19 protein-coding genes are annotated in these 15,209 nt (G+C 47.2%); 17 read left to right on the top strand and 2 right to left on the bottom strand.

Annotated features, from left to right (window positions below):
• Both G3352_RS21515 and G3352_RS21510 read right to left on the bottom strand, forming a co-directional pair.
• Positions 1 to 608: IS3 family transposase (locus G3352_RS21515; RefSeq protein ID WP_345940790.1), on the bottom strand; the 608-nt coding region annotated here is incomplete at its 3' end.
• Entirely contained in the window at positions 557 to 910 is a 354-nt protein-coding gene (locus G3352_RS21510) for a helix-turn-helix domain-containing protein (protein WP_163759620.1), read from the bottom strand. The genes G3352_RS21515 and G3352_RS21510, both read right to left, overlap by 52 nt.
• A gap of 582 nt (positions 911 to 1,492) precedes the next feature.
• Here G3352_RS21510 and G3352_RS21505 point away from each other — a divergent pair.
• The 17 genes from G3352_RS21505 (at position 1,493) to murI (ending at position 15,178) form a co-directional block, all read left to right on the top strand.
• A complete protein-coding gene (locus G3352_RS21505; RefSeq protein WP_163759618.1) occupies positions 1,493 to 2,050 on the top strand; it encodes a DJ-1/PfpI family protein in 558 nt (185 codons plus the stop codon).
• A gap of 40 nt (positions 2,051 to 2,090) precedes the next feature.
• Positions 2,091 to 2,612, top strand: coding sequence for a hypothetical protein (locus tag G3352_RS21500; protein ID WP_163759615.1), 522 nt, complete (start codon positions 2,091 to 2,093; stop codon positions 2,610 to 2,612).
• Positions 2,613 to 2,694: 82 nt separating this feature from the next.
• Entirely contained in the window at positions 2,695 to 3,576 is an 882-nt protein-coding gene (locus tag G3352_RS21495; protein WP_163759612.1) for a TIGR01777 family oxidoreductase, read from the top strand.
• Positions 3,577 to 3,832: 256 nt separating this feature from the next.
• Positions 3,833 to 4,834 carry a beta-ketoacyl-ACP synthase III gene (locus G3352_RS21490; RefSeq protein WP_163759610.1) on the top strand — a complete coding sequence of 334 codons (1,002 nt, stop codon included), beginning with the start codon at positions 3,833 to 3,835 and terminating at the stop codon, positions 4,832 to 4,834.
• Positions 4,824 to 6,119 (top strand): ATP-grasp domain-containing protein, encoded by a 1,296-nt coding sequence (locus G3352_RS21485; RefSeq protein ID WP_240343164.1) that lies wholly within the window; start codon positions 4,824 to 4,826, stop codon positions 6,117 to 6,119. The genes G3352_RS21490 and G3352_RS21485 overlap by 11 nt, the downstream gene beginning before the upstream one ends.
• Positions 6,116 to 7,111, top strand: a complete 996-nt coding sequence (locus tag G3352_RS21480) for an NAD-dependent epimerase/dehydratase family protein (protein WP_163759607.1) — start codon at positions 6,116 to 6,118, stop codon at positions 7,109 to 7,111. The genes G3352_RS21485 and G3352_RS21480 overlap by 4 nt, the downstream gene beginning before the upstream one ends.
• The gene (locus tag G3352_RS21475) at positions 7,105 to 7,965 is read left to right on the top strand and encodes an MBL fold metallo-hydrolase (RefSeq protein ID WP_163759604.1); all 861 of its coding nucleotides are present in this window, start codon (positions 7,105 to 7,107) and stop codon (positions 7,963 to 7,965) included. Before G3352_RS21480 ends, G3352_RS21475 begins: the two co-directional genes overlap by 7 nt.
• Positions 7,962 to 9,278, top strand: a complete 1,317-nt coding sequence (locus G3352_RS21470; protein WP_163759601.1) for a F390 synthetase-related protein — start codon at positions 7,962 to 7,964, stop codon at positions 9,276 to 9,278. Before G3352_RS21475 ends, G3352_RS21470 begins: the two co-directional genes overlap by 4 nt.
• Before the next feature lie 70 nt (positions 9,279 to 9,348).
• Positions 9,349 to 10,269, top strand: coding sequence for an SDR family oxidoreductase (locus tag G3352_RS21465; RefSeq protein WP_163759598.1), 921 nt, complete (start codon positions 9,349 to 9,351; stop codon positions 10,267 to 10,269).
• A 40-nt stretch (positions 10,270 to 10,309) separates the two neighbouring features.
• On the top strand, positions 10,310 to 10,432 hold the full coding sequence (locus tag G3352_RS31475; RefSeq protein ID WP_256336659.1) for a hypothetical protein: 123 nt from the start codon (positions 10,310 to 10,312) through the stop codon (positions 10,430 to 10,432).
• A 21-nt stretch (positions 10,433 to 10,453) separates the two neighbouring features.
• On the top strand, positions 10,454 to 11,035 hold the full coding sequence (locus tag G3352_RS21460; protein WP_163759594.1) for a DJ-1/PfpI family protein: 582 nt from the start codon (positions 10,454 to 10,456) through the stop codon (positions 11,033 to 11,035).
• Positions 11,032 to 11,613, top strand: coding sequence for a GNAT family N-acetyltransferase (locus G3352_RS21455; RefSeq protein ID WP_163759591.1), 582 nt, complete (start codon positions 11,032 to 11,034; stop codon positions 11,611 to 11,613). Before G3352_RS21460 ends, G3352_RS21455 begins: the two co-directional genes overlap by 4 nt.
• Entirely contained in the window at positions 11,610 to 12,494 is an 885-nt protein-coding gene (locus G3352_RS21450) for a serine/threonine-protein kinase (protein ID WP_163759588.1), read from the top strand. The genes G3352_RS21455 and G3352_RS21450 overlap by 4 nt, the downstream gene beginning before the upstream one ends.
• A 266-nt stretch (positions 12,495 to 12,760) precedes the next feature.
• On the top strand, positions 12,761 to 13,423 hold the full coding sequence (locus G3352_RS21445) for a GNAT family N-acetyltransferase (protein WP_205524983.1): 663 nt from the start codon (positions 12,761 to 12,763) through the stop codon (positions 13,421 to 13,423).
• Between the two features lie 156 nt (positions 13,424 to 13,579).
• On the top strand, positions 13,580 to 13,714 hold the full coding sequence (locus tag G3352_RS31470) for a hypothetical protein (RefSeq protein ID WP_275898447.1): 135 nt from the start codon (positions 13,580 to 13,582) through the stop codon (positions 13,712 to 13,714).
• A gap of 4 nt (positions 13,715 to 13,718) precedes the next feature.
• The gene (locus G3352_RS21440; protein WP_205524982.1) at positions 13,719 to 14,105 is read left to right on the top strand and encodes a hypothetical protein; all 387 of its coding nucleotides are present in this window, start codon (positions 13,719 to 13,721) and stop codon (positions 14,103 to 14,105) included.
• A gap of 248 nt (positions 14,106 to 14,353) precedes the next feature.
• On the top strand, positions 14,354 to 15,178 hold the full coding sequence (murI, locus tag G3352_RS21435) for a glutamate racemase (protein WP_163759580.1): 825 nt from the start codon (positions 14,354 to 14,356) through the stop codon (positions 15,176 to 15,178).
• Positions 15,179 to 15,209 lie beyond the last annotated feature (31 nt).

Below are 15,209 nucleotides of genomic sequence, written 5' to 3'. Positions count from 1 at the left end.
TCCTTTACTACCGTCTGGTAAACTTGAGATGTATACACGCTACCTTGGTCACTGTGGAGCAGCATATTTGTCCGCTTTGGAAGTTGATCCAGCGTATCCAAAACCAAGGATGTATCCTGCTTGTCCGCTATACTGTAAGCGACAATCTCTCCGTTGTACAGATCCAAAATACTTGAAAGGTATAACATTTTATTACCGAACGGCAAATAAGTAATGTCGGTCACCAGTTTTTGCAAAGGAGCTTCTGCATGAAATTTGCGTTTTAGAAGATGTTCCGCAGGTTTTGCAGGTTGCCCCGTGTTCTTTCGTTTTTTCATCCTCACTCGGCACTGTAAGCCCTCGTACTGCATAATCCGCTGTATTCGTTTATGATTAATGGGGCCTTCAATCCGGAGCAAGGCAGTGATTTTTCGATATCCATACCGGAACTTGTGCTGAGTACAAAGCTGAATTACTTTCTCCACCATCGGATCTGGACGCTTGTTCTCCCCGGTTGCTTTCCACCGGTAGTAGGTCGCCCGAGAAATTCCAAGCCATGCACAAGCCTCCGATATGGTTACTTCTTTTCGAATGGACTCGATCCAAGCGATAACGACTTCTGCTTCCACCTCTTTTCCAGTTCCTTGTACTTTTTTAGCAAATTCAGTTGTTGTTTTAAAAATCGGTTTTCTGCTTTGATTTTTTCGAGTTCTGTCGTGTGTTCTGGACCTTTTCCGTAGCTATATTGCTTACCAACCGGTTGCTCTAAGCGGTGCAATTCTCCATTTCGATACCATCTCATCCACGTTTCTAACTGTGTCTTATTTCGTATTCCGAGCTTATCCATAACCTCTTTCACGGGTACCTCTGCCAATCTCATTTCTATGGCTTTCATCTTTAACTCCACGGGATAACTCACTCTGGTTGCCATTACAAAAACACCTCCAAGATGATTTCCCTATCTTACGACAAGGTTTCATTCTCTTGAAGGTGTTTTGATTTGTCTCACGTTATGGGGTCAGTCCCACTCCTAATCGAGTGAACGTTGCCTTTTTGTTATTTATTATCATACGTTTTGAAAATTTCAGTGATCACATTGAGAGCCATAGCTATTTCATGTGGTTCATGGGTTCTCAGGATGGTAATTAGTTTCTGAATGTTATTATCTTCATAGGAGAGTTGCCTCGTTTTCATTCACATAGGCTGTTTTTTTGTTGGAACACACCATCAATCGAAAGAATCTTGTACAATGAGGAAGTTGGAAAATTGAAACATAAATAGGGGATAAACATGAGAGGATGCATTAGTTACTAATCAAGATCATTTTATGTGAAAATAGAAAAGCAGGATTAAAAAGCATTTTATCCAGCTGCGGGATTCAAATGATGCCTACAACTAATTTTTGAGAATGGCCCATGATCATCTGATCAGAAATAACATCAGTATGCTTTAAAACTTTTGCGGACTGATATGTATCGAGGGTAGAAGGATAAAAAGAAGGGGGGCAGCTGATTTGAAAACATACATATTATTATTTGAAGGATACGTATCATTTGAGATTATGTTAGCCAGCTATTTTATGAAAACACAAGGAGACATCATAACGGTGGCGTTGGAAGAGGGACCGTTACAGTCATATGAGGAATTTTCAGTTAATCCCTCTGTTCTATTAAATGAGATTGATCCGTCCGAAGTGGACCTTTTCATAATTCCCGGAGGTGATGTTACGGCAATGCTGCAAAGTCCGGACTTGATGTACTTCATCAAAGCACTTAATGAGCGCAAGACGCCCATTGCAGCCATCTGTGCAGGAACATTATTGTTCGGTCAAGCGCAAATATTGGAGAGCAGATCATTTACGACTAATGCTGAATCCGAGATGAGAGCAGTCACAGCCCAAGGGAAATATGTAAATGAAGGTGTTGTTGTTGATGGACATATCATTACAGCCAAGGCGAGTGCTTATGTGGATTTTGGAATCGAAATCGGTAAAGTTATGAATATCTATTCAGGTCCTGAAGATCTGGAAGAAACGATTCAAGTGTTCAAATATTTCAACGCCAAATCATGATATAATATACGTCATTAATAGAAGAACGATGTAGGAGTGAATGATCATTACAGCATATATGTTACCTGCTCTCTATGAGCAAAAGAAAGTTTCAGCGCACGACATGGAAGAGATTGTACGTCTGTTGGCACACGCACCATTACTTTACGATGACGGGCTGACAATTCAAGTTCAGGACTTCATGGAAGGGTTGGAAATCGAGCTTGAGCATGAGGTGCGGCGCGCAGTTATCGAGTTGTATGAGCTGGCTGTGCAAGCTTGTCGTCCCTTCTCCGAGCCATCTGCCTATGAGCGGTTTCAGGATGCACTTGGACTACAGGCTGAACTATGGCAGGCAGAAGTGCTGACGCTTGCCGAATGGATGGAATGGTTGAAGCAGATCAGTAAAGGTCAAAGAAAACTGCCTGAATACAATTTTACAGCCATGCTGGGGAATTTGCCTGAAGGGTTCATGATTCATGATTTCCACGATGAGCTTATGTATCAGTTGGAGCAAAACTCAGCGAACGCATGGGCGATTGAAGAACGCAATCGTTTATACGCAGCATTGGGCATAAATTAAAATCAAACAAAACGGTCGCAGACGATGTTAGTCCATATATAGCGTAGTTGCTTTACCCAGTATGGGGAAATGAGGGGATACCGTGAAAAAGGTTGTGTTGGCGGGTGGAACAGGGTTTGTTGGTCAGGATTTTGCCCAAAGATTCAAGAAGCTTGGTTATGAGGTGCTCATCATCTCGCGCCAGTCCGGTCATATTGCCTGGGAGAACCAGGCTGGAATCATAGAGGCACTTGAAGGTGCAGAATTGCTGATTAACCTTGCCGGAAAATCCGTAAACTGCCGTTACACGGACGAGAACCGCAAAATCATTCTGGAATCCAGAACACGCACAACCCGCATTTTGGGCGAGTCTGTTCTGGCTTGTAGCAAACCTCCTGAATTATGGATTAATTCGAGCACGGCCACCATATACAGACATGCAGAAGATCGTCCCATGACGGAGAAAGAGGGCGAGATTGGCTCCGGGTTCTCGGTGGATGTCGCCAAGGCGTGGGAAAAGGCTTTTTTTGAATTCAGTCTGCCGTCTACACGTCAGATTGCATTACGGATTGCCATTGTGCTGGGAGAAGGCGGCGTCATGGAGCCACTGACCAATCTGGTCCGCTTTGGGCTGGGTGGATCACAAGGACCTGGAACCCAGCAGTTTAGCTGGATTCATATAGAGGATTTGTTCCGCATGGTGATCTATATTCAGCAGCATCCGCAACTGGAGGGTGTATTTAATGCTTCCTCTCCGCATCCTGTCACGAACCGCCAGCTTATGGAGAGTCTGCGGCGGCAGATGGGAGTTCGGATTGGACTTCCTTCACCTCGCTGGATGCTGGAACTGGGAGCGCGATTCATTCGGACTGAAACAGAGCTGGTTCTCAAAAGCCGTTGGGTTATTCCCGAGAGGCTGGAAAGAGAAGGATTTACATTCAGATATGATACGCTCGATCTTGCACTGGCCGAGATTTTGAAGTAAGGAAATGAATCAACATGACTCAATAAAAAAGATAACACAACGGGAGGGCAGAGATATCTGCCCTTCTGCTGTATTTTCTTCACTTCGTCATGGCGTTTAGCCAGGCGGGGTGAAGTGTAATTTCAATTAGATATATCTATTAAACATCTACACGATAACAGCGAGCGAAAGGTTGTTCTGCCATCGGAGTGTTAGTGTAAATATTTATTAGTTGAACTTATATCGTCAGTCAGAAGAAGAGAAAGAGGTAGGTCATATGCAGCTTAGAAGAGTGAGAATTGTTGGAACAGGCAAGTATTTGCCTGAACAGGAAGTAACCGACGAGGAGTTGGATCGCCGTTTGCAGGTACCTGCGGGCTGGGTCAGCAAAGCAACAGGTGTAGGTGTTCGCCATTACGCTTCGGGTGTAGAGACCTCTTCCTTCATGGGAGCGAGGGCTGCCGAAGCCGCACTTGCCGATGCGGGATTGACGTTCGCAGATATAGACTGTCTGGTGTGCACGAGCGGTACGAAGGAACAACCTTTACCCAGTACGGCGGTATTCATTCAGCAGGCGATGGGGCAGCAGGATTCAGGTGTACCGGCTTTTGACATGGATGCGACCTGCTTAAGTTTCCTAAACGGGTTGGATGTTATCTCCTATATGGTGGATGCCGGGCGTTATAAAAGGGTGCTGCTTGTAGCTACGGAGATCGCTTCGAAGGGATTGAATTGGTCGAACAAGGAAAGTGCTGCCCTGTTCGGTGATGGAGCTGCTGCTGTCATTATTGAACGCTCCGCTGAAGGAGAGTATTCGCAGATTGTACATGCCTCGTTGAAAACGTACAGTCGCGGCGCACAATTCTCGGAAATTGCCGGTGGAGGTACTCGTCTGCATGCCTCGAATTATGTGGCAGAGCAGCCGGAGCCCTATCTTTTTCATATGGATGGACAGGCCATCTTCCGTATGGCTTCCAGGTTGCTGCCAGCATTTATTGACGATATGTTGCTGGCAACCGGTAATCAGATGAAGGATTTCCAATTGGTGATTCCACATCAAGGAAGTGCCATGGCGATGAGGCTGATCCGCAAAAAGCTGGGAATCGAAGAGGACCGTTTTATGGACATTACACGAAATCATGGCAATACCATTGCCGCTTCCATTCCGATGGGGCTGCATGAAGCAATCAAGCAGCAGCGTATTCAGAGGGGAGATCGGGTGCTAATGATCGGAACAGCCGCCGGATTATCACTGGGAGGACTTATTTTTGACTACTAGATTCATGAAGAATGAACATCAAGCATCAGAATCCTTAAATGTGCTGCTCACGGGCGGCCGGGCTCCGGTAACCCTCGATCTGGCACGAATGTTTCATCGTGCGGGTCACCGGGTTTACGTCGCGGAGAGCGTGGTGCGTCATTTGTGCAGATTGTCCAGTGCGGTGGAGCAGTGCTTCATGGTTCCATCTCCACGTCATGAAACAGAGAATTACTTGTTAGAGATGGAGAGTCTGGTTCAGACCTGGCAGATCGACTTGTTGATTCCGATGTGTGAAGAAGTTTTTTATATTGCTCAAGGAGCAGAGCGACTGCGTGATCACTGCCGTGTACTTGTTTCGCCTATAGAGCAGCTACATGAATTGCATCATAAATATCACTTTATCCAGCTTGCAGAGTCGCTTGGTCTTTTGGTTCCAGATACCCGTCTGATCAACAGTCGGCAGGAATGGATGGATGCGAAGGCTGTTCTAGAAATAGAGGGTGAATGGGTATGGAAGCCCGTATACTCCCGCTTTGCTGCCAGAGTTCGTATGCCGATATCCTCCACAGCAGACTTTGAGGGAGACGCACCTGATCAGAAGATATACGCAGGTAAAATGAAGCAGCAACGTTTACAGAATGATCCTCCTGGTGACACGGAAATATCCTCGGCTTCCCCTTGGGTTGCACAGGCTTATGTTGCCGGGCAAATGTTATGTACATACAGCGTAGCTTATGAAGGGAAAATCGTTGCACATACGACCTACGACAGTCGCTATCGAACGGGCAGCGTAGGGGCGAGTATTTTTTTTGAACATGTGGAACATGAAGGAATTTACGAGTGGATAAGGCAATTTATACAGGCAACAGGGTTTAGCGGGCAGATTGGTTTTGATTTTATCGAAACAGAGGACGGACAAGTGTATGCCATTGAGTGTAATCCGAGGGCGACCAGTGGAATCCATTTGTTTCACCCTGGTGATGGCTTGGTACGTGCTTTAATTGCACCAGAAGAACTGGTGAAAGCAGCAAAGGTGATCATCCCCAAGCAAGGAAGCAAAGCGATGTTGATGCTTCCGATGTTGGGAAGTGGATTGCAGCAGCTCTGGGGGAAGGGCAGCCTGCGGACATGGATGACAGCCTGGCGGGGGACTAGGGATGTGGTGTACCTTAGACACGATGTGAAACCTTTGTTTGAGCAATTTGCAATTGTACTCTCCGCCTGGCGTCTGGCAAGGAAACATAAGTTTTCGCTGACTGAAGCTTTGACTCACGACATAGAATGGAACGGTGAACAACGATGAATAGAGCATTGGTTACAGGAGCAACCGGATGTCTGGGCAGGCATCTGGCTATACGACTTGCAGCGCAAGGCTGGGAAGTTACGGGTATGGGACGCCAGCCAAAGCACGGTGCACAGCTTGAGGCAGCAGGCATTCGATTTTATAACGGAGATATACGGGATCAGGCGGCGGTGAATGAGGCCTGTTCAGGTCAGGATGTTGTGTTTCACTGTGCGGCGTTATCGTCGCCATGGGGCAAATATCGGGATTTTTACAGCAGCAATGTGGAGGGGACACAGCATTTGGTGGACCGTTGTATGAAAGGTGGCATACAGCGCTTCATTCATGTATCAACGCCGAGCTTATATTTTAACTACAGTCCGCGATATGACATACATGAGAATGACCCCTTGCCATCCAAACCAGCCAATCATTATGCAGCCACCAAGCGGCTCGCTGAGCAGATGGTTTTACAGGCACATGCCAAGGGACTTCCATCGATCATGATTCGTCCGAGAGCTATTTTTGGCCCGTATGACCAGACCCTTTTTCCCAGAATCGTAGCAGCAAATGGCAAATCGGGTGTACCTATGATCGGAGGCGGACAGGCACTCATTGACCTGACTTGTGTGGATAACGTGGTGGACGCGCTGTTGTTATGCAGGGATGCCAAGACAGAAGCGCTGGGGCGTGCCTACAATATTTCCAATGGAGATCCGAGAACGTTTCAGGATTTGGTGAGCACGTTGTTTGGAATGCTGGAAATGCCTTTACGCCGTCGAAACATTCCCTACCGAGCAGCATACGGAGCAGCCGCCGTGCTGGAACGTGTACATCGCTTGATTCCTGCGCTAGGTGAACCTCCATTGACGCGGTATACGGTTGGTTCGTTATCTATCCCGCAGACGCTGGATATTACGGATGCCCGTGAGAAGCTGGGGTATGTGCCTCGGTTGTCCATTGATGAGGGGTTACAACAATTTGCAGACTGGTGGAGGGCTGAATCATGCTGACAACAACTTCGGTAAATCTTCATCTGGGCGCAGCGGGTTACTGCAAACATCCGGAGTTTCTGACGCTGCGTGGTGGAAGTTTGCGTCCGGTGGCCTTTCCGGCCGGCTTTGCGTGCATCATTCATCCTGTACATGGTCCGATTCTGCTGGACACGGGATATAGCTCCCGTTTTTTCAAAGAAACCGCTCATTTGCCAAATGCGTTGTACCGTCATATTACACCTGTGGTCTATTGTGAAGAAGACAGTGCGTTGCATTTTCTGGCTCGTTTAGGGCTAAAAGCTTCGGATATTCGGTACATCATCCTCTCGCACTTTCATGGAGATCATATCGCAGGTGTGCGGGATTTTCCACAGGCGCAATTGATCTATCTGCCAAGAGCTTATGACGCCGTGCGTTCACTTGGACCCATTGCGGCTGTGAAGGCAGGCTTTCTGTCCGGCCTGCTGCCAGAGGACTTTGATGCCCGATCATTGCCTGTTACGAATCAGCCGGAGCGTTGGGTGAGAGCGGGTGAGGATTTTCCTTTTTCCGAGGTGTACGATATTTTCGGTGATGGCAGTCTGCTGGGTGTTGACGTATCGGGTCATGCGGAAGGCATGATGGGAATTTTGCTCAGTACGGAGTCGCATGACTATTTTCTGTGCGCGGACGCAGTGTGGTCGAGTCGTGCTTTTCAGGAAAAACGCAGACCTCATGCACTCGCTGGAATCATTATGTCGGATCGTCAGGCGTATCGAAGGAATTTTGATAGACTGGTTCAGTTACATCAGCAGTTTCCAGCGATTCGGATTGTGCCCAGTCATTGCCGCGAGGCGCTGGATGTTTGGGGTACAGAGGGTGAGGACATATGAGCAATACACTACGTATTGTCTATCATTATGCACTTGCACGGGGATTGAGAAAATGGAAAACACGAGCGCAGCTTGAACGCTGGCAGGAACGCCAGATCATTCGGCAAGTGGAGCGGGTTCGTAAAAAGTCGCCTTTTTACCGGGAGTGGTGGGGTGATGTTGCTGCATCCAACTGGAGAAGCTTTCCGCTGATTGACAAAACGATCATGATGCAGCATTTCGATCGGCTCAACACGGTGGGCATTTCCAAGGACGAAGCGATGGCTCTCGCCGGGGAAAGTGAGGAAACGCGTGATTTCAAGCCATCCGTTCAGGGCGTGACGGTAGGCTTGTCCTCAGGCACATCAGGCAACCGGGGGTTGTTTCTGGTGAGTGATCAGGAGCAGGATGCGTGGACAGGGACGGTGCTGGCCAAGCTCCTGCCTGGCGGACTGTGGAAGCCTGCCAAGATCGCCTTTTTCCTCCGGGCCAACAGTAATCTGTATGAATCGGTGCAGCGGGGTAAGCTGCAATTTCAATATTTTGATCTGTTAGAGTCTGTCGATACCTTGGTTGAACGTATGGAAACATACCGTCCTACCGTATGGGTAGCGCCGCCCTCCATGCTGAGAATATTGGCTGACGCTTATACGTCTGGCACATTGACCACTGTACCGGACAAAATCATTTCGGTTGCTGAAGTGCTGGACCCCCTGGATCGCAAGGTGCTGGAGAGTGTTTTTGGGCAAACGATACATCAGGTGTACCAGTGTACGGAGGGGTTCTTGGGCGCTACCTGCCGCTTCGGCACTTTGCATTTGAATGAAGATATCGTTCATATTGAAAAAGAGTTCATTGATCCCACGACCCGGAGGTTCGTGCCTGTGATCACGGACTTCTCCAGAACCTCACAGCCGATTATCCGGTATCGGCTGAACGACATTCTGACCGAGGCAGCGGTTCCTTGTGCCTGTGGGTCTCCTTTCACTGCCATAGAGCGAATCGAAGGCCGCTGTGATGACATGCTTTATTTTCCACATCGACAAACGGGCGAAGCCGTACCTGTATTCCCGGATTTTGTTACGCGTGCAGTGATTGCATCCTTTCCCGCTATTGAGCATTATCGCGTCGTACAGCGAGGTAACGGGGTGTTGGAAGTATCACTTCGGCTTGGAGGAGGGGAAGGGATGCAGCAGGTGGAAGTTGGTGTGCAACGTGAGCTGATGAAGCTGGGAGAGCGGCTAGAATGCACGGTACCCGAGATCAGATTCGTTCCTTATACGTTTGAACCTGGAATAACGAAGCTGCGCCGAGTGGAGAGACAACACACTTGAGTGAAGCGTTTTGATGATAGTGTTAACGATAATAAATCTACTAAATCCATCGAGGGAAGAGGTGAAGCAGATGACAGAACAGAAGATACAGACAGAGGACGATCATATACAGGGCGAAACAGGTTCAACCGTGGGGAAATCGAAAGAGTTCAACCCAAACGCCCCTGTGGCGTTAATCACGGGTACATCGAGTGGGTTCGGTATGCTTACGGCGGTTACGCTGGCTAAGCAAGGATATCGTGTTGTGGCAACGATGCGAGATTTGAGTCGGAATGTGGAATTGGCAAGGTTGGCGGAGCAGGCGGGCATTTCGGATCGGTTACAGTATATTCGGCTGGATGTGACGGATGCTGATTCGGTGCAGGAGGCTGTTCGGACGGTACTTCAAAACAATGGGCGGATCGATATGCTGGTGAACAATGCAGGGTTTGCGCTTGGCGGATTTATTGAGGAAGTATCCATGGATGATTGGCATAGACAAATGGAAACGAATCTGTTTGGCTTGATTGCTGTTACACGTGCGGTCCTGCCTGTCATGCGTGAGCAAAAGCAGGGATTGATCATCAACTTGTCCAGCGTCAGTGGATTATCTGGTTTTCCCGGTTATGCGCCGTATGCTGCATCCAAATTCGCCGTGGAAGGTTTCACGGAAAGTTTGCGTCATGAGATGTCTTCGTTCGGCGTCCGGGTTGTGCTCGTAGAGCCGGGTGCTTATCGCACACCCATATGGAGTAAAGGTTTGGGTGAAATTCACAGAAGCGAACATTCTCCCTATAAAGAAAAGCTGGATGCGGTTCTTCGTTATTCCCAGCATGCTGGAGAGACTGCACCAGATCCACAAGAAGTGGCTGATCTGATTGTTCGCATTGCACGTATGCGTGCACCAAGACTTCGTTATGCGCTGGGCAAAGGCTCGCGTTTGCTTATCATCGGCAAGCTGTTACTTCCATGGAAATGGCTGGAGTGGATTATTGCGCGTGGACTAAAATAGGGCAAAACGCACTCAACTAACATGCTGGGGGTAAAGAGCTATGTTCGAAATCATCGTCATTATTTTACTGCTGTCCATTGTTGGCCTGCTCTTCCGTATCAACAGTAAACTACCCGAACGTGATTGGGTGAAGGAAGCCATGGAGCGGGATGCGTCGAAATAAAAAATAATGGAGGGCTTTTATATGAAAATCGCTTTTGTTTTGTTTGATGGTTTGACTTTCCTTGATTTTGCAGGATTCTATGATGTGATCAATCGGTTGAATTTCTTTGAACAAACCAAAGGCACGACGTGGGAAACATGTGCCATAACAGATCAGGTCACAGACGAATCTGGCTTAACGTTGAAGGTGGACCGGGTGAAGCCTAATTTGGCGGAATATGATCTCGTTTTTGTGCCTGGTGGTATGGGAACACGTAAGCTTCGATTCGATGAGGCTTTTGTCGGCTGGCTGAGACAGGCCGAGAATGTTCCATTAAAGGTATCCGTGTGCACAGGCTCTCTGCTGATGGGTGCGGCCGGGTTTTTAACAGGTAAAAAAGCAACAACGCATCCCAATGTCTATGAACTGCTTGAGCCATACGTTGCCGAGGTGATTCAAACCCGGATTGTGAAAGACGGAAATGTGATTACAGCCGGCGGGGTAGCGACGTCCATTGATCTTGGGGTCTATGTTGTAGGTTTGCTTGCAGGCCAGGAAGCCGCAGATAATGTGAAGCTCCAGATCGATTATCCATATGACATGCAGGGAGTGGTTGAAGCATGAATGAAGGTCAGAAGGAGAACGTGTTCATCCTTCGCAATATACGCAGAGATGAGGCAGAGAAATACTGGCCTTTGCGGCTGGAAGCACTGAAAAATCATCCGGAAGCCTTCGGGGCTTCATTTGAAATGTCGATTCAGCTTCCCATGAGTGAAGTGCAGGAACGCATACATACCGAACCCGATGATTACATTTTGGGTGCATATACAGAAGAAGGCATACTCTCAGGAACGATGGGATTCAAAAGAGAACAGGGACTAAAGTTGAGGCACAAAGGATATATCTGGGGAGTCTATGTCTCACCGTCTTATCGTGGATGTGGACTTGCTTCCCGCATGCTCCGCGAAGTGTTGGATCGGGGCAGGGAATTGGAAGGCATAGAGCAAATCAATCTCAGTGTGGTTACCACAAACGGGTCAGCAAGGCGATTGTATGAGCAGCATGGATTTGAAACCTATGGCATTGAGCGCAATGCACTGGTCGTTCAGGGAAAAGGTTACGATGAAGCGCATATGACGTACTTTTATGCTGAGCGTTTGAATGTGAGCGATGAGTATGTTGAAGCAGGTGGTGACTTATGACGGACACGGTTCAGCTTGAACTTGACGGCATTTCTTTTGAGTTAAAAGAACCTCATTCATTCGAGTGGATCGCGCGCCTGGGTACTGTATTCCGTGTGTTTGATCAGCAGGATTCCGGCAATTTGTCCTTTGGTATTCTGGGTCTGGACGGAAAGCGAAAATTCGTGAAATATGCTGGAGCGCGCACGATACATGCGAACAGTTTAAGTGCCCCTGCCGAAGCGATTCATTATTTGAAATCATCCGTTTCCATATACGAAGATTTGGCACATGATAGATTGATTCATTTAAAAGACCATTTTGCAACGGAACATGGCTACGCCTGTGTATTCGATTGGGTGGAAGGAGAATGTCTGCATTCCCATTGGGATTTTCCACCACCAGCCAAGTATGAGGACCCTCGTTCCCCCTATTATCGATTCAGACAGCTTCCGGTAAAGACGCGCATTCAGGCGATGGAACGTATTTTGGATTTCCACATCGAAGTGCAACGGAGAGGGTATGTGGCTGTTGATTTTTACGATGGCAGTCTGATCTATGATTTTGACAAACAAACGATGAAAATATGTGATATTGATTTGTATCGAAAGGGCTCTTTCACGAATACGATGGGACGGATGTGGGGATCATCCCGGTTTATGTCTCCTGAGGAATTTGAGTTGGGTGCACCAATGGATGGAATCACGAATGTGTTCAACATGGGAGCGATGGCTTTCTCGCTGCTGGATGGAGAGTTGGATCGTTCATATGCCAGGTGGGATGCGGGAGAAGCGTTGTACCAGGTGGTTATTCGTGCGATAGACCCTGAGCGAGCGAGTCGCTATGAGTCGGTTGCTGAATTAGGTGAAGCATGGGAAAAAGCCGTGCTGCAGGATCAATAAGCGATATTGAATCATTGTCTAGATCTTGAAATTATCTAATATATTTCTCATACGCAATTGTGCACATTTGATTCGTATCTGCAATGGATATACCGTATAATGGAAATTAATGAGGGGGTATAGCCAATGTGCAAATATACGATATCAGGATTAATAACTGATTTTCTGAAGCAGCATGACGCTGGAAAAAGAAGTATAGGCCAACCATTATTGCAGAGGTTCATTCCGTAATTATGAATTCCATATCAAACCTTTCACCCATGGATATGATGAAAATTCAGGCAAATACATTGTATACGATGGACAATCAGAAGCGTCTGTTAAGTATTAACGAACCGGATGGTGGGCAGGCACCAGCCTTATTTATTGGAATAACTTCTGTCGGGCAATGCTCTTATTATCATGAGCAGTTGCCGCTCACTCTGATTGAGGAGCTAGGCTGTGACACTGAGCTTCCGCTCGATATTGCGAAGCTGATTCGGAGAGTGGAGACGTTTAAGACAGTGAGAAGTGTATGGATGGGCCCGGCTTATACATTTCCCGAGAAGTGCGGCGAATGGCATCCGAATGTTCAGCTTATAGAGAGTCATCGTACTTTTTTGCTGGAAGAGCATTTTTCTGATTTAATAGAGCGTCTGCATGAAAAAATGCCCGTTGCCGCTTATGTTATTGAGAATTCGGCTGTCGCTGTATGTTGCTCAGCCCGTGTATCCACACAGGGTGCTGAGGCGAGTCTGTATACGGCGCCTAATTTCAGAGGACAGGGTTATGCAGCGGAGGCGGTAAAGTGCTGGCAGTATTATGTTAAAGAGAGCGGGCGCATTCCAATCTATAGTACATCATGGGATAATATAGCTTCGCAAACTGTTGCCCGGAAACTGGGACTAATCCAGTTTGGTATGGATTTCAGCATCACGACTTCGTCATAAAAGATGCAATCTTTATGTTAAATGAAGGGCATCAATCCGCTCGTTGAAACTCGGAATCAAAAGTTGTTGTTGCAGCAATGATTAGGCATTTTGTACAAAAGAACCTGCAATAAGTCATTGTAGCGCATATCCGTATCTATCGGGATGAGTATAATTATGATCATAGCTTTGTCGAGTGTATTGATTATCGAGGGGAATCATTCGGCTTTTTGCTGTATTGGTCTAACTCAACTGGATGAGCATACAGCAGGAAGAAAAATGGGAGATGATTCTCGAACAGGACAGGAGTGATTCCATGATTCGCAAACGTATTGCAAGCGGCACGGTGATGCTGTGTGCAGCATGGATGTTGGTAGCATGCTCGAATCAGATGGAAAGTCAGAACGTGAGCTGGAAGATTGAAAGCAATCTTCAGCAAATCGTGAACGAACCTGAGATTCTGACCAGCAGTAATCCAGGTGATTATATTGCTGCTAATACAGACGCGTATGCTCAGATTCTGGATACGGGTGAAGAGGGACTGAATGTCCTGATTCAGCAGTTGGACTCAAGTTCGAATGATGGCCTTAAGGAATGGCTTATGGCTCAGGCAAGTACGAAGCTGCTCGGAGAGCGTAACCCCGTGGAACGCTGGCAAAGTGGCAAAGACTGGCTCAGACAGTATAAAATAAAGGTAGAATAATGGCTCATCATCATTAGTGCATGACTTACAGCGAAGGTTGTGGAGGGAACGGAATCGATTCTGAAGAAGCGGTAGCGTTCGCCTTTGTCTCCGAATTTGCACATTTATAAAATATATCAAAAAAATTTGGAGACAACAGCGATCGAAAGAACGATCCGTAACCGAAACGATCACCGCAGGTCGTCAAACGTTAACGTCTGTGATGACCCAGAATAACATAACTCACCTCCCAGTCATCATGAGCAGGAATGAGAGGTTCCAGGAACCTGAAAGAATACGTTATAGAGGTGAAACCCTTGAAGAAGAAAATTGCATTTTTTGACTCGGGAATCGGTGGTTTAACCGTCTTGCATAAGGCTTTGCATCAATTCCCTGAAGAAGCGTTTCTGTATTATGCCGATACATTGCATGTTCCTTATGGGACCAAGTCCGCCGATGAGGTTAGAGGACATATCTTCAATTGTGTGGAGGCTATTGTTCAGGAAAATGTGCAAGCGATTGTGATTGCCTGCAATACAGCTACCAGTCTGACCGTAAAGGATTTGCGTGCCAAGTATGATATCCCCGTTATCGGGATGGAGCCTGCTGTGAAACCAGCTGTGGAAATGAATCGAAGAACCGGCAAAAGAGTGCTTGTATTTGCTACAGCCCTGACTTTGAGTCAAACGAAATATCATGAATTGGTTTCCCGAGTGGATGATCACCATAGTGTTGATTCCATTCCATTACCAGAATTAGTGGAATGGTGTGAACAGTTGGATTTTGATCCACAGAAGATTGCGGCGTATTTCCGCCTCAAACTGGCTGATCTTGATCTGGACTTATACGGTACAGTTGTACTTGGCTGCACGCATTATCCGTTCTACACTTCGATTCTTCGTACGGTTCTGCCAGATCATATTCAGATTATTGATGGTAGTACGGGAACAGTTAACCGCTTGAAGCAGCTTCTTGGGTTGGCAGAACAAAAGGGCGTGTGGACAGAGGATAAGGTTACTTTTCTTAGTTCATCTGGCCGTTCGGAAGACCAGAAGAATATGAGAATTGCACTCCAATATCTGGAGAGGCTTTGAATGTAATTTGAATCAACAGGAGGTGAGGGGC

It is taken from the genome of Paenibacillus sp. ALJ109b (assembly GCF_010747435.1).
GTDB lineage: Bacteria > Bacillota > Bacilli > Paenibacillales > Paenibacillaceae > Paenibacillus > Paenibacillus taichungensis.
Note: the sequence above shows the minus strand (reverse complement) of the source record. Positions and strands in the feature narration are given on the sequence as shown.